16 protein-coding genes are annotated in these 12,648 nt (G+C 67.0%); 5 read left to right on the top strand and 11 right to left on the bottom strand.

Annotated features, from left to right (window positions below):
* Positions 1–29: 29 nt before the first annotated feature.
* The 4 genes from M6G08_RS35510 to M6G08_RS35495 all read right to left on the bottom strand — a co-directional run bounded on the left by M6G08_RS35510 (position 30) and on the right by M6G08_RS35495 (position 3,970).
* Positions 30–419 (bottom strand): hypothetical protein, encoded by a 390-nt coding sequence (locus M6G08_RS35510; RefSeq protein WP_272591576.1) that lies wholly within the window; start codon positions 417–419, stop codon positions 30–32.
* Between the two features lie 410 nt (positions 420–829).
* On the bottom strand, positions 830–1,987 hold the full coding sequence (locus M6G08_RS35505) for a ParB/RepB/Spo0J family partition protein (RefSeq protein ID WP_272591575.1): 1,158 nt from the start codon (positions 1,985–1,987) through the stop codon (positions 830–832).
* Positions 1,984–3,147 (bottom strand): ParA family protein, encoded by a 1,164-nt coding sequence (locus M6G08_RS35500; protein ID WP_272591574.1) that lies wholly within the window; start codon positions 3,145–3,147, stop codon positions 1,984–1,986. The genes M6G08_RS35505 and M6G08_RS35500 overlap by 4 nt, the downstream gene beginning before the upstream one ends.
* A 199-nt stretch (positions 3,148–3,346) precedes the next feature.
* Complete coding sequence (locus M6G08_RS35495) at positions 3,347–3,970, bottom strand: TetR/AcrR family transcriptional regulator (protein ID WP_272591573.1); 624 nt, start codon at positions 3,968–3,970, stop codon at positions 3,347–3,349.
* Between the two features lie 74 nt (positions 3,971–4,044).
* Here M6G08_RS35495 and M6G08_RS35490 point away from each other — a divergent pair, with 74 nt between their 5' ends.
* Complete coding sequence (locus tag M6G08_RS35490) at positions 4,045–4,440, top strand: hypothetical protein (protein ID WP_272591572.1); 396 nt, start codon at positions 4,045–4,047, stop codon at positions 4,438–4,440.
* Positions 4,441–4,527: 87 nt separating this feature from the next.
* Here M6G08_RS35490 and M6G08_RS35485 read toward each other — a convergent pair whose 3' ends face one another.
* Both M6G08_RS35485 and M6G08_RS35480 read right to left on the bottom strand, forming a co-directional pair.
* A complete protein-coding gene (locus M6G08_RS35485) occupies positions 4,528–5,157 on the bottom strand; it encodes a GNAT family N-acetyltransferase (protein WP_272591571.1) in 630 nt (209 codons plus the stop codon).
* 200 nt (positions 5,158–5,357) lie between these two features.
* Entirely contained in the window at positions 5,358–5,957 is a 600-nt protein-coding gene (locus M6G08_RS35480) for an SMI1/KNR4 family protein (protein ID WP_272591570.1), read from the bottom strand.
* Here M6G08_RS35480 and M6G08_RS35475 point away from each other — a divergent pair.
* The gene (locus M6G08_RS35475; protein ID WP_443049037.1) at positions 5,910–6,482 is read left to right on the top strand and encodes a DapH/DapD/GlmU-related protein; all 573 of its coding nucleotides are present in this window, start codon (positions 5,910–5,912) and stop codon (positions 6,480–6,482) included. The two genes, M6G08_RS35480 and M6G08_RS35475, sit on opposite strands and share 48 nt — an antisense overlap.
* Positions 6,483–6,565: 83 nt before the next feature.
* Here the strand turns inward: M6G08_RS35475 and M6G08_RS35470 are convergent, their stop codons facing one another.
* The 3 genes from M6G08_RS35470 to M6G08_RS35460 all read right to left on the bottom strand — a co-directional run bounded on the left by M6G08_RS35470 (position 6,566) and on the right by M6G08_RS35460 (position 8,546).
* Positions 6,566–7,399, bottom strand: a complete 834-nt coding sequence (locus tag M6G08_RS35470; protein ID WP_272591569.1) for an NAD(P)H-binding protein — start codon at positions 7,397–7,399, stop codon at positions 6,566–6,568.
* Positions 7,400–7,740: 341 nt separating this feature from the next.
* On the bottom strand, positions 7,741–8,058 hold the full coding sequence (locus M6G08_RS35465) for a helix-turn-helix domain-containing protein (protein ID WP_019329406.1): 318 nt from the start codon (positions 8,056–8,058) through the stop codon (positions 7,741–7,743).
* A gap of 2 nt (positions 8,059–8,060) precedes the next feature.
* Entirely contained in the window at positions 8,061–8,546 is a 486-nt protein-coding gene (locus M6G08_RS35460; RefSeq protein ID WP_019329405.1) for a helix-turn-helix domain-containing protein, read from the bottom strand.
* 752 nt (positions 8,547–9,298) lie between these two features.
* Between M6G08_RS35460 and M6G08_RS35455 the strand changes: the two genes are divergently transcribed.
* From M6G08_RS35455 to M6G08_RS35445, 3 genes are all read left to right on the top strand, one after another.
* The gene (locus M6G08_RS35455) at positions 9,299–9,763 is read left to right on the top strand and encodes a DUF2199 domain-containing protein (protein WP_272591568.1); all 465 of its coding nucleotides are present in this window, start codon (positions 9,299–9,301) and stop codon (positions 9,761–9,763) included.
* Entirely contained in the window at positions 9,763–10,425 is a 663-nt protein-coding gene (locus tag M6G08_RS35450; RefSeq protein WP_272591567.1) for a hypothetical protein, read from the top strand. The genes M6G08_RS35455 and M6G08_RS35450 overlap by 1 nt, the downstream gene beginning before the upstream one ends.
* An 89-nt stretch (positions 10,426–10,514) precedes the next feature.
* On the top strand, positions 10,515–11,468 hold the full coding sequence (locus M6G08_RS35445) for a hypothetical protein (RefSeq protein ID WP_272591566.1): 954 nt from the start codon (positions 10,515–10,517) through the stop codon (positions 11,466–11,468).
* 126 nt (positions 11,469–11,594) lie between these two features.
* Here M6G08_RS35445 and M6G08_RS35440 read toward each other — a convergent pair whose 3' ends face one another.
* Positions 11,595–11,918 (bottom strand): cyclic nucleotide-binding domain-containing protein, encoded by a 324-nt coding sequence (locus M6G08_RS35440; protein ID WP_073732247.1) that lies wholly within the window; start codon positions 11,916–11,918, stop codon positions 11,595–11,597.
* Positions 11,918–12,397 (bottom strand): MarR family transcriptional regulator, encoded by a 480-nt coding sequence (locus M6G08_RS35435; RefSeq protein ID WP_272591565.1) that lies wholly within the window; start codon positions 12,395–12,397, stop codon positions 11,918–11,920. Before M6G08_RS35435 ends, M6G08_RS35440 begins: the two co-directional genes overlap by 1 nt.
* Positions 12,398–12,648: the final 251 nt, after the last annotated feature.

Here is a 12,648-nt window from a genome sequence, read left to right as displayed (position 1 = left end):
GAGGCGTGGTCAAGAGCAACAGCAGGGAACTACCGCAGATCGAGAAGGGATACCTCGACCAGAACACCTCCCTGGTCACCATCAGCATCGGCGGCAACGACCCACGCTTCGCCGACGTCATCCAGAAATGCCTGATCGCGATCGGCGACGGCAGCTGCGCCAACAAGGCGTTCGAGAGCGGCGACACCGACTCCCACGTCGGCGGCAGGGACACCAAGGACATCGGCAAGCCCCTGGCCGAAGCGATCCCCGGAATCATCAACACCATTGTCCGGCCGGACATCACGGAAACGCTGAAGCAGATCAACGCCAAGGCACCGAACGCAAGGATCCTGCTCACGGGCTACCCGCCGCTCTTCTCCGACAAGGCCAACTGCCTTCGACCAACAAGCAGCCACCGCCAAAACCCAGGAGGTCAAGGCCGCCCTCAAGACGCAACAGCAACGTGGGCGCATCTCCCCCGAACACCTGCTGCCCGTCCTCGAGGACATCGCTGTCCCCTGGCGCGTCGAAGTCAGCAACCGCACCACGGGCACAGCCGCCACCATCCCGGCCGACGGGAGCGTCTTCGGCATCTACGTCGGCCAATCCGCCTGCATCTCCGGCGCGGTGAGCAGTTCACGCATATGGGTCAACGTCAACGGACACTTCCCAGAAACCGGATGCATCGAGCCTCCCCCCGCACACTGACCCACTCGTCACCAGTGATCATGCGCGAACTGCCCGAAGAAGGGCGGGGCACGACCGACTACGCCGGCAAACGAACAGACACGGCCCCGCCCGCCGTCACGAGGAAGGCGAACAGGGCCGTGGGGCGACTGCCGGTCCGCTACCGGGCTCCCAGCTCGGCCAGCAGGGCTCTGTACTCGTCCGGGTGCCGCTCCCGCAGGATGTCCATCCACACCCGGGACCCTTGGACGAACGTCTCGGCCGTCATCTTCTGGTGGAGATGGTGCACGCAGTAGAAGGCGTCGTCGTAGGGGAGCCGCTTCGGCTGCTTCGGCTGCGCCTCTTCCGCGTTCGCCGGACCGGGCTCCGCCGCACCGGCGCGCGGTACCGGGATGGACTCGGAAGCCGCCTGCTCACGCTCGGCGGGCGGTGTCGGTGCGCCGGGACCGGGCGCTGGTGCCTGTGACGCGGCCGACGCGGTAACCGGTGAAGCGGAAGGAGAGGGGGTGACCTGCTCGGCGGGCGTCTCCGGGATTATCACGCCGTGATAATCGGCGGGGCCCGCCTGGCGCTCGACGACCTCACGCGCCGACTGGGCCTCCGCCTTGGCGCGGGCCGCCTCCGCCCGTTCGTCCGCCTTGGCCTTCTGCTCGTCGGCGGACAACTTGCCGAGGTTGCGGACGTGTTCCACCTTCCGCGCCCCGGTCACCAGGTCCTTCTGGAGCTCGGGAGTGAGCTTCAGCAGGGACAGCTTGCTGGAGATCGTGTTCTGCGGAATGCCCAGCCGCTTGGCCGCCCTGGTCTGGGAACCGTAGTAGTCGACCAGGGTCTTGAGGGCGTGGGCCTCCTCCAGGTCCGTCATGTCGTCGCGGTGGTAGTTCGCGACGAACGCGGCCTCGAGGAGCGCCTCGTCGGTGGCGACCCGGCCGTTGTCGACGCGGACGGGGATGGTGGCCAGGCCTACGCGGCGGGCGGCCTCCAGGCGCCGGTGGCCGTCGACGACGATGTACTTCGCTCCGTCGTCGAGGTCGTCGGCGCGGTCCGGCCGGCTGCGCAGGTAGGCGTCGACCGTGGCGACGGCGATGGGGATGATGATGCCGACCTCGCGGACGCTCTGCACCGTCTCGTCGAGGTTGCGCAGGTGGTTGCGCGGGTTGTCGGGGTTGTCGCTGATGAGGGTGACCGGCAGCTCCGTGATGGCCGCCGTGGTCGACTCCTCACCGGCGATGGTCTTGTCGATGAGGTTGCGCCGGGAGGACCGGGCGCCGCGGGCCGCGCCGAAGGCGGGTGCCGACCCCAGGGTGTCCGCCTTGCTCACCGGGTGGCTCCCCTCGCTACCTGCCGCATGGCTTCCGCCTGGTCGCTCTGGGGCGCGTAACTCAGCAGCGGCATCCGCTTGCGGACCGCTTCCCGCTGCTCCTTCAGGTCGCCGATGACGGCGAGGACCTTCGGGTCGCCGAGCGACTTCCAGTTGTCCAGGGAGGAGGTGGCGACGTAACCGCGGCGCGAGTCGTAGAGGTTGACGACGAGGCCGAGGTAGTCGATCTCGAGGGAGAGGTCTTCGCAGAGGTCCTCGATCTGCTGGGCGAGCATGCCGTAGGCGGTGGCGGAGGAGTCCTCGGCGAGTACGGGGATGACTACCCCGGAGCCACCGGCGGCTTCGCCGCGGCGCCGGCGCCCGTAGTAGAGGGCGGCGTCCATGGCGATGCCGAGGCTGGGGGGGCAGTCGACGATGATCACGTCGTAGTCGGCCTCCAGCGGGCGCAGCGCCAGCTCGAGGGCGGCCTCCTTCTGGAAGCCGCGCTTCTGCGTGGCCACGACGGCGATCTTCGCGTCGAGGAGGAACCCGTCGAAGCAGGCGGGCAGGACGTGCAGGCGCTTCTGGAACCGCGGGTCCTCTATCACCACGACGAGGTCGCGCAGGTCTCCGCTGCCGTCGCCGCACATGTGCGAGACCAGGCTGTCGTGGTCGGGTTCGATCTGGGGGACTCCGAGCTGTTCGCTGAGGTGGCCCTGCGGGTCGAAGTCGACGATGAGGACGCGCTTGCCCGCCTCGGCGTAGGCCTCGCCGATGCCGGCGGAGATGGCGGTCTTGCCGACCCCGCCCTTCTGGTTGCCGACGATCTTCCGCTCGGGTTCGGTGCCGCGGGCGCCGTGCTGGGGGGAGGGGTTGGCGTCGAGCCAGCCGCGGATGGACTGGGCGAGGCCCTGCGTGTAGGAGACGCCGCGATCGGTGCACGTCTCCTTGAACTGCTCGTACAGGCCTGGCGGAAGCCACGTGGAGAACGACCGCGCACCGGCGGTGTCGACCTCGGCGCCGCCGCTCGTGCTGTCGCGCCAGTCGTTGATGGCCGCCTCGACGGCGTCCTGGATGTCCAGGCTGAGTTCGGCGGCGCGGACCTTGAGCGCTTGCTGGAGCGCCGAGGGCAGCTTGGACGCTACCTTTTCCCGGTCTCCGTCGGGATAGGGGGAAGCCATGACGTCAGCATACTGACTTCTGTGGGCGCGATGACAACCGCTTTGCATGTTCTGACGTGGTTTCACCCGTTGGGCGTCCGACCTGACATGGTCAGCGCCGAGTGGGGATGGCTGGTGACGTGCACGCATCGTGCGCTGAAGGAGCAATCGCACCTCGTCTCACCCATGGTGAGACGGCACGGCTCTTCCGCAGTGGCCCTCACGAACCGCCCTCGTCGTGATCGATGAGGGACATGCCGGACGCCAAGGAGCGTGCGGCAGCGGCGAAGTACTGCTCGTCGGCACCAGGAGCAAGACCAAGGGTGACGCCCTGGCTGAGGCCGACGAAGAGTGCCCTGAGCGCGGTGGTCAGGCGTTGCGCCTGCTGCGACGTCACGACGCTCCCGCCATGTGTCCTTCCGGTGAACAGCGCGATCAGATGCTCCTCCTGCGACCGGATGGATGTGGCGAGCCGGGATCCCAACTCCGGGTCATGCACGGCCATGTCCAGCAAGGTGATCTGAAGCGACAGGCGCGACCGCGCATCCGGGGCGTCACAACTGCGCCGGTAGTACCGGGCAAAGGCGTCGACCGCTTCCAGCAGGTCGAGTCCGGCGGGAACCGCCTGCTCGATCTCGTCGTAGTACGGCCGCAGGTAGTCGGCGACCAGGGCCACCACCAAGTCGTTCTTGCTCCCGAACAGTGAGTAGACGGCGCCCGTGGTCAGATCGGCGCGCTGGGCGATCTCGTCGAGCTTGGCCCGGTACCCGTCCCGGGACACGACCTCGAACGCAGCGTCCAGCAAGGCGCGACGGTTGCGTTCCTTGGCCTCTGCTCTCGTCATTCTCATAATCTGATTATTGCCGTAATCTTGTTACGGGATCAATCAGCCGGAACGAGCTTCTGGGGGGAACATTCATGACCCAGGTCGTGGCACCGCGGATGAGCCGCCGGACGGTGGGGGCCATCGCCGATGGCGCCTTCAAGGTGTTGCTGGCCGCTGTCTACATCGCCGGCGCTGCCCCGCTCGGCCGGCTACTCGGCACGCCTGCCTGGCTGATGGTCGTCTCGGGCGTGGCCCTGCTGATCGGCGGCGGGGTCGGGATCGGATACACACGCCGCCGGTCGATGCGCACCTACATGCGGCTCATGATCGCCTACGACAGCGGCTGGGTACTGGCGGCCCTGGCCGGCCTCCTGACGGCGTGGCAGGGCAGCGGCGCCGGTGGTGAAGTCTGGGTGGTCTACCAGACAGCCGCCCCCGTCGCGTTCACCGCACTGCTGATCGCTGCCGCCCCTGCGCAGACGGACTGAGCAGTTTCAGATGCTCTGCGCATCGGCCCTCAGACGCCGTGGCGGGGACGACTCGGGCTCCTTCGGAGCCGGCAGATCCGCACCCTGTCACCTGCGCTCGAGGACCCGAGCGATTCGCTGCTCAAGCCTGGTGCGGCAGTCCGGCCACTCCGCTGAGGTGATCGAAAAGATCGCGGAATCACGGAGAAGTCCATCCTCGCCAGGGGCCCACGACCGGGACCAGTTCCGCAGGACACCTTCGAGACGGGCGCCTACTCCTTCGATCGCAGCCCGACAACGGGTATTCCGTGCGTCCGTCTTCAAGTCGACACGCGCTACCCCCCAGCCCTCGAACGCGTGCCTGAACAACAAGTACTTGGCCTCGGTGTTCGTCCCGGTGCCTTGAGCCGACGCCGCAAGCCAGGTGAAACCGACCTCGATCGCGCACAGACCGTCTCCCGTCGGCCACAGCCGCGGATCCCAGAAGGCCGTGGCCCCGACCGCCCGCCCTGATACCCGATCCACCTGAGCGTACGGAGCAAGCTTGCCGTCAGCGGCGCGGGCGAGCTGGGCGTCGATGTATCCCTCGACCTCGGTGGCCTTCGGCACCCATGTGAACCCATACGAGCTGCGGTTCTCCTCTGCCGCCGCGGCCAAGTCCTCCGCATGCCGGTGACTGAGCGGCTCCAGGCGTACGACACTGCCCTCCAGAACCGGTCCCTCAAGCACGAAGTCCATTGATCACCACTCCAGTCTCTGCACCGATCGAACGCCCTGCCCCGCAGGCCCAAACCGCAGAGTTCCAGAGCCGACGCTCCAAGTCGCATGAATTACGCGGCACCGGAGAGACCCGGAAAGGCAGAGTGCTGAGGACGTTCGTCCGTAAGCAGCTGGGGAGTCAGCGCCGTGTGCCGGGACCCGTACGCCGACATGCAGGGTCACATACCGCGGTCCGGCCCGCTCCACGGCTCCGGCCGTTCGTCAGCGGTCATCGGAAGTCGGCGCAGCTGTACCGGGCCGGGGTAGAAGACGGAGGTATTGGGGCCCGCCATGTCTTCGCCGATGAGGTATCGGTAGAGCCATTCTGCGAAGCTCATTTCGAACTGAGCCCAGCCGCCTTCGCCGTCTTCAACCAGGAGCCGGGGGGCCGTATCGTCCACAGCCACGAGGAACAACGTCTCGCCTCGGTCGGTGCTCGCGATCTGCCACAGCCCGTTGCGGGTGCCGAAGCTCAACTCCGTGAGACCGAACAGCAGGCGAGGGTCCTCGTCCGGGTCGAGGTCGTGCCAGGAAACTTCGGACCAAGCGCGGATCGTGTCCCGTATCTCCTGGCCCAGATTCCAGCGTTCGGTCGCGGGGTGGTGCAGGTACAGGTGGCCGTTGAGCTGGATGGGAGCGTATGCGTCCACGACGGTCTGATAGTCGGTTGGCAGCCGGATGCCGAGTTCTGCGTGGAGCCGGTCCCAGGCGGGAGGGTTCGCATAACGGTTCTGGGCCGGGCCGAGCATCGCCATGGCGGCGGCCAGGTAGTCGGTCATGGCGTTCCTCACGCTGCCCCATCTTCCGCGACATCGCACAGCGTCCGGCCCGGATTATCACGCCGTGATAATTGTCGGCTCCCTCGAGACACCGAGGGCCGTGCCGAACTACTGGCGGTTGTGTTCGGCGGCCCGCTGCCGGAGTCGGTGACGATCTACCCGCCCTTCTTCACCGAGTACGGCCTGGGCACGAAGTTCGGGACGAACGTCTTCGTCAACCAAGGCTGCACCTTCATGGACCACGGCGGCATCAGCATCGGCGACAACGTCATGATCGCCCCGAAGGTCAGCCTCACCACCGGCGGCCACCCGCTGCCCCTGGCAGAGCGGCGCGCGTACGTCACCAGCGCCCCGATCGTGATCGAGGACGACGTCTGGATCGGCGCGGCCGCTGTGGTCACGCAGGGTGTGACCATCGGCGCCGGAGCGGTCGTGGCCGCCGGTGCGGTCGTCACCGGCGACGTGCCGGCCCGCACCCTGGTCGCGGGCGTGCCCGCCCGAGTGGTCAAGGGCATCGACTGCTGACCCGTGATGTCCTCCGCCTCGACGGCCGGTCACCCCGGGCTCCTCCTGCAAGTACGCGTGCACGTGGCTCGGGGAGGGGCTGCTCAGCGGAAGGCGGCGACATTCTCCAGGACCCACTGACGGAACGGCCTGGCGGCGGTTCCGGTGACCCTTGAGACCGTGTCGCGCACCGTCAGCAGTTCGTCGTTGACGTCCCCGCCCGTCAGATCCAGCACCGCGTCCGCGGCCTCGGCTCCCAAGAACGTGGACATGTGCCGGTGGGCCTCCGCCCGGCCGATCTCCGCGAACGGCACCTCCCGTCCCAAGGCCGCCGCGATGGCCTCCACCTGTTGCCGAGCCGTCACACGCTCCGGGCCGGTCAGCGCATACGTCCGCCCCTGGTGACCGGGCTCGGTCAACGCCACTCGCGCCACCGCCGCGATGTCCGCAGGGTGAATCGTGGGCAGCCCGGTGTCCGCGTACGGCACACGGACCTCTTGGCGCGCACGGACCGACTCCGCCCACCACAGGGCATTCGAGGCGAACTGCGTCGGCCGCAGAACCGTCCAGGCCATGCCGCTGCCCTTGAGCAGCCGCTCGACAGCCAGGTTCTCGCGGGCAGGGCCCAGATCCGGATGCGTCTGGACGGTGATGGAGGACACGAGCACCACATGCTCGACAGCCGCCTGCCGGGCGGCGTCGAGGATGTCGGCATCAGGGCCCATCCGCGACACGAGAAACAGCGAGCGCACCGCGTCCAGCGCGGGCTTCAGGGAAGCCATGTCGGCGAAGTCGCCCTCACTCACCTCCACCCCTTCCGGGAACGAGGCCCGCGCGGCGTCACGGGTGAGCCCCCGCAGCGGCCCGGCACCGCACGCGTGCAGCTCATCGAGCAGAGCACTTCCTACGTTCCCGGTGGCACCCGTTACGAGAATCACGCGTCTGCTCCAGTCGTCAGGTGATCGGCCGTCAGGTGATCAGCCGGAGAAGACGCTAGAACTTCAACCATGCTTGAGGTCAAGAAGATCGCTGGCAAGGCGCCTGCTTCAGCAGCGTCCAGCCGGGATTATCACGCCGTGATAATCACCTGCCGCAGCCGTCCGTGATGCTCCCGCTGGTTCTCGTGCGGAGAAACGATCCGACTCTGGAGTCGGATCGTTTCAAGTCTCGACCAGGCGCGGTGCCGAGGCAGACGTGGCAGACGTGGCACAGTACGAATGACGAGAGAGGCGCGAGAGACCGTTGAGTCTCTCGCGCCTCTCTCGACTGGTGCGCTTGCTCAGCCGGTCGGTCGGTTCAGCAGGGGAACCACGACCTGACGCGCAGTTGCCGCCTCGCCCAGACGGAAGAACTTCACCTGCCCCATGGTGTGGGTGCACTCCAGATAGCCGGCCGCCTCGAGCTCGCGCCGTGCCCGGGAGAAGTGCGGTGCGGGTACGCCGATCAGCTCGGCCAGCTCGGCCGCGGTGCGCTCGACGCTGTTGTCCAGGCCGCCCAGGATCGCGTAGGTCATCAGCACGTTCTGCTTCAGGTGCGAGAGATCGCTTATGCGCGCCTGCAGGGCTTCGAGCTCTGGGTATGGACTGTTGCGTGCCATGGTCAGGCCCTTCGTCGCTGCGCCGGACGGCCCGGCAGGGTCGGCAGGTGGTAGGCGGCTGCCTCTTCGGATTGTTCCCGTCCGGAGAGACTGGAGACGATGTGCGGAGTCACCCGGTACTTGATGGTCCGGCCGATCACATCGGCCACCAGGAGCATCTTGTGCTCGGCGAGCTTCTTGGCCATCCTCCTCGTCGCCTGCGGGGTCAGTCCGAGGAAGTCGGCGGCCTCCACTGCTGTGGCACCACCCTTCCCGTTGTACGTCATGATCCCGCAGTAGAAGAACAGCCGAAACTCGTTACCGGTGATTCCTGAATCAGCCGCGAGCATGGCAAGGACTCGTTCGAAGCTGAACTGCCCGTGCCGGCCGCCGAAGGCGTAGGACCGGCGTGGGGCGCCCTCGTCCTCTGGTTCCAGCAGCTCGTGGACCTCACCAGTCGCGGTGTTGACCAGCGCACGGCTGCGTCCACTGCGGCCCTGATTTGGCACTTGCGACCCCTGACCTGGGCTTTGTCTCTGACAACCGCGACATTACCACTGGCGACATGTCGTGTGGGGTAACCGAAGGAACCCGGCGTTTCCTTCACATACCCGTACCGACATGTCGCTGAGGGTCGTCGAAGGAATCCTGAGGTTCCTTCGACGACCTACTGCGTCATGTCGCCATAGGTCGTCGAAGGAACCGCCCGGTTCCCTCGATGACCACTGACGACATGACCACTGACGACATGTATCGGCATCCTAGTGTGCTCATATCGGCATCTCAGAGTGCCGATATCGGCATCCCTCGGTACCGATCCACCAGGTGTTTCCGCAGGTCAAAGCGTCGCGGAGGCTACGCACTCTCCATACAGGGGAAGGAACCCTGCAAAGGAACCCTCCGTACGGGCTGCCCTGCGGTACTCGCGCAAGCGCTCCGTTCCTCGGGGTGCCCCTCTGCCCGTAGGTTCTCCTCAGCACGGTGCCACTTTCCGAGCTCAGCAGTTACACAGCGTGGCGGAGGTTCGGGGTGGGTTCTCAGGCATACGCGCGCCGGCTCGGGAGTCTGCAGGTATCGCCCTGGCTGGCTTTCGCTGGCTGGGGGTGTCTGAGCGCGATGGTTGGCAACGCAAGGCAGGAGTCGGGAAAGCCGGGAAGCCTGCCCGGCGTACTTCTGGAGTCCGTCGCTAGGCTCCGGGTCCATGATCAGTGATACGGGGTTCACCTGCGGGTGCTGCGGGGCCCATCATCCGGAGCTGCCGATGAACTACACGGCCGATGCTCCTGCTGTGTGGGATCCGGCTTTCGCCGATGCCGACGACTGCCTGCTGACCGCGGATCAGTGTGTGGTCCTCGGTCAGCACTACTTCGTCAAAGGTCTGATCGAGATACCGGTCAGTGGCAGTGACGAGGTGTTCTCCTGGGAGGTCTGGGTCTCGCTCAGCCGAGAGAGCTTCTCCCGGGCCTCGGATCTGTGGAACAGGCCCGGCCGTGAGGCCGAGGAGCCGTACTTCGGTTGGCTCACCACCGACCTTCCGGTGTACCCGACGACGACCCTCAACCTGAAGACGCACGTCCATACCCGCCCGGTGGGCGAGCGCCCCTTCGTCGAGCTGGAGCCCACCGATCATCCCCTCGCCGTCGAGCAGCACACGGGAATCAGCCTCGACCGCGTGTGGGAGATTGCGTCGGCCGTACTCCACGCCCGCAACGGCGAGCAGCAGTAATGGCTGACCGGCCCGTATCGCCCGTCCCGGTCGCGCCCGCCGGCCTGAGCCGCAGAGCCCAGTGGTTCATCGAGACGGAAGGCGTCCGCGTCTGCCGGCGGGACGTCGAACGGCACCGCGACGTATGGCTGGGGCACGGGATCCCTGTCGCGGAGATCGACCGCGCCGCTGCCTTCCAGGACCGCTGGGGCGGCCTTGCCCTGCCACCGGCCCCGTTCTACGAGGGCGGTCCGCGCGTCTTGGCCGCCGGCTGTCCCTCGGGGACGCCTACGGAAGGCTGGTCGTTCCGGGCAGGGGACTGCCGGGTGTCCATGGCTTACGGATTCATGATCGGCCCCGACGGTGCGTTCGGCATCGACGCCGACCGCTGGACACCCCTGCATGCCGGCACAGACGGATGGGTGGAATCCCTGGCCCTCGCCGCCCATGCCCGCCGGTGGGCCACGACCGTCACGAGGGTCAAGCGCGAGGCCGTCGACTCACTGGATCTCGATGGATTCGAGCCGGTCCCCGAAGTACAAGGAGTGACCGACACCTGGTGGCGGGGCAAGGACTCCCTCATCGCCGTGTACCGAGGCGAGGCCGAGGGCCTCGACGCCCCGCAATGCCTCGAAGCACACGTCTACAGCGGCCTCGACAAGTGGGGCCTCTACGGCGGCTGAGCCACGGGCACCGGTCCTGGGCCCTGAGACCTACTGGACAGGCCGACCCAAGCTGCCGGTCGGCCTGAGCCGGGCGTTAGCCTCGGCGCATGATCCCTGTACGGCCTCCAAAGGTGATCACGCGCCACCGTGGCGGGTCGATATGCGGGTACGTCCTGAACTCCGGCGAGCTCGGCACGCTGGAGCCCGTCGCGGTGTTCCGGCCGCGACCCGGTGACGAGGTGGTGGAGTCGGCGGTCTGGCCCGGCCTCGATCGAGTCGTGTACGTGACGCTGAACAGCGTTGTCTGCCTGACACGCGCCGGTGAGCAGGTGTGGACGGGGGAGTTCGAACCGCACTCGGACGAGAGCCATGGCCACTGGCCCGGCTGTGCGCTCGCTCTGAACGGCCGGAGCGTGTGGGTCTACCGACCGGACGCGATGGCAGGACGAGGGAACGCCGACCAGTGGGTCGTGCACGACGCCGACAGCGGGGCCGTCCTGGTCCGACGGGAGCTGGAGACGGCCGGGCACGGTGCCGGCCATCACGTACACCCCGTTGACGGCAGTATCTACCTCGACGTCGGTGAGGGCCAGGACGGCTCCGTCGTCTTCAGGGCTTTGGCCGAGGCGGACGGTGAGCCGGCATTCGTGACGGTGCCATGGGAGGACCGGTGTCTGATCGACCTGGCGCCGGACGGGCAGCAGGCCATGACCGTCGACCACGGACAGGCGGACGTCGCCTTCCATCGCCATCCCACCGGGGAGGTGCTCTTCACCTTGCCCGTCGAAGCCTTCGGATACGACCCGGACGAGACGTTCGTGGAATGGAGCGGCGGCTATCTGACCCCGGACCTGGCCGTCGTCACGCTGGGCGGTGAAGGCCAGGACGAGGACGAGGACGAGTGGTTCCGCTACCACCTTGTCGACGTGCGCACCGGCACGGTCAGGGGCGAAATCACCGTCGAGGTGTCCAGCCCGTACGAACTGGTGCCCCTGGGCGACAGCACCTGGCTCACAGACGGACCAGACGGCAACCCCGTACGCTGGTCGTGCTCCCCCTAGCCTCCCGGCACCGGATTATCACGCCGTGATAATTGCCTGCCGCAGCAGATCCGTGAAGTCCCCGCTGCTTCACTCATGGAGAAACGATCCGACTCCAGAGTCGGATCGCTTCACGGCATCGCCCCTTCAGCTGCCGACGGCTCGCAGGTGACGTCCGGCCTGACCTCGGTCCTCGAAAAGTGCCGGGTTGAGCCGGTAGTGCTTGGCGCTTCCCACACTGCCGGTCACCTCCAGCCAGCCCGCCTCGAGCAGTTCCTTCCGGGTCCGGGACAGCACCGGTGGTGTCATTCCCGCCGTGGCGGCCAGTGTGCTGGCCTTGATCATCACCGTGCCGTCGGGACGTTGCTCCGAGGACGCGTAGAGCATGACGACGATGCGCTGGTTCGGGCTGAGGACCCGTCCGGTCTTCTTCAGCAGGTACTGCACGTCTGCCGCGTCGTGAATCCTCATCAGGCCTCGCCCTTCTTCCCACGCCGACGGACACGGGGCTCGCGCACCCTGGTCTCCGGAGGGTTCCAGTCCTTCACGGCCTCGCGGTGGGCGAAGCCGGTACCGATGAATGCAAGGTAGGGCGTGCACCTGTAGAAGGTGGTCCGCCCGAGCCCGCCCGCCTCGACAAGCAGCCGAGCCCGCTTGAGCACTTTCACCGCCCTCGACAGAGCATCCGGGCTCATGCCCAGCTCCTCAGCGATGGCGGACCCCGTACGCATGACGGCTTCCTCGCTCGTCTCCGTGGCGAACCAGTACCAGACGAGGACGCGAAACTCCCGGTCGGTCAGGCCCGAGGCCGCCGAGGCGAGTTCCCGGCCCTTGCGGATGCCCACGTTGATGTGAGCTCCGTCGAACGCGTAGTTGGCGCGGTGTACCTCCTCGAACTCTCCCGTGTCCTGATCGACCAGGGCGAGGATCTTTCGCGCCTGCTCTGCCATGTGGGGGCCGTCCCTGCACGTCGGTATGGGGGCGGTAGGCGATCAGCCTCTGGGGAACGGATCACTTACCGGGAAGAGCATTACCACATTGCTAAGCGATCCCGCTGCACAGTCGGATCGGTGTGCGATGTGCACAGATGGCAGACGTGTGCACATAGCTAAGTGATCCGATTCCAGAGTCGGATCAATCCGATCCTGGAGTCGGGTTGATCCGACTCTGGAATCGGGTAACCCGACTCCAGGATCGGCAT

It is taken from the genome of Streptomyces sp. M92 (assembly GCF_028473745.1).
Classification (GTDB): Bacteria; Actinomycetota; Actinomycetes; order Streptomycetales; family Streptomycetaceae; genus Streptomyces.
This window is presented reverse-complemented; position numbering and strand designations above follow the sequence as displayed.

Coding starts and splice junctions, on each gene's coding strand:
- M6G08_RS35500 (WP_272591574.1), bottom strand. CDS start 3,147: ATGGCTTCCCCCTATCCCGACGGAGACCGGGAAAAGGTAGCGTCCAAG.
- M6G08_RS35495 (WP_272591573.1), bottom strand. CDS start 3,970: ATGACGAGAGCAGAGGCCAAGGAACGCAACCGTCGCGCCTTGCTGGAC.
- M6G08_RS35490 (WP_272591572.1), top strand. CDS start 4,045: ATGACCCAGGTCGTGGCACCGCGGATGAGCCGCCGGACGGTGGGGGCC.
- M6G08_RS35485 (WP_272591571.1), bottom strand. CDS start 5,157: ATGGACTTCGTGCTTGAGGGACCGGTTCTGGAGGGCAGTGTCGTACGC.
- M6G08_RS35480 (WP_272591570.1), bottom strand. CDS start 5,957: ATGACCGACTACCTGGCCGCCGCCATGGCGATGCTCGGCCCGGCCCAG.
- M6G08_RS35465 (WP_019329406.1), bottom strand. CDS start 8,058: ATGGCACGCAACAGTCCATACCCAGAGCTCGAAGCCCTGCAGGCGCGC.
- M6G08_RS35455 (WP_272591568.1), top strand. CDS start 9,299: ATGAACTACACGGCCGATGCTCCTGCTGTGTGGGATCCGGCTTTCGCC.
- M6G08_RS35450 (WP_272591567.1), top strand. CDS start 9,763: ATGGCTGACCGGCCCGTATCGCCCGTCCCGGTCGCGCCCGCCGGCCTG.
- M6G08_RS35445 (WP_272591566.1), top strand. CDS start 10,515: ATGATCCCTGTACGGCCTCCAAAGGTGATCACGCGCCACCGTGGCGGG.
- M6G08_RS35440 (WP_073732247.1), bottom strand. CDS start 11,918: ATGAGGATTCACGACGCGGCAGACGTGCAGTACCTGCTGAAGAAGACC.
- M6G08_RS35435 (WP_272591565.1), bottom strand. CDS start 12,397: ATGGCAGAGCAGGCGCGAAAGATCCTCGCCCTGGTCGATCAGGACACG.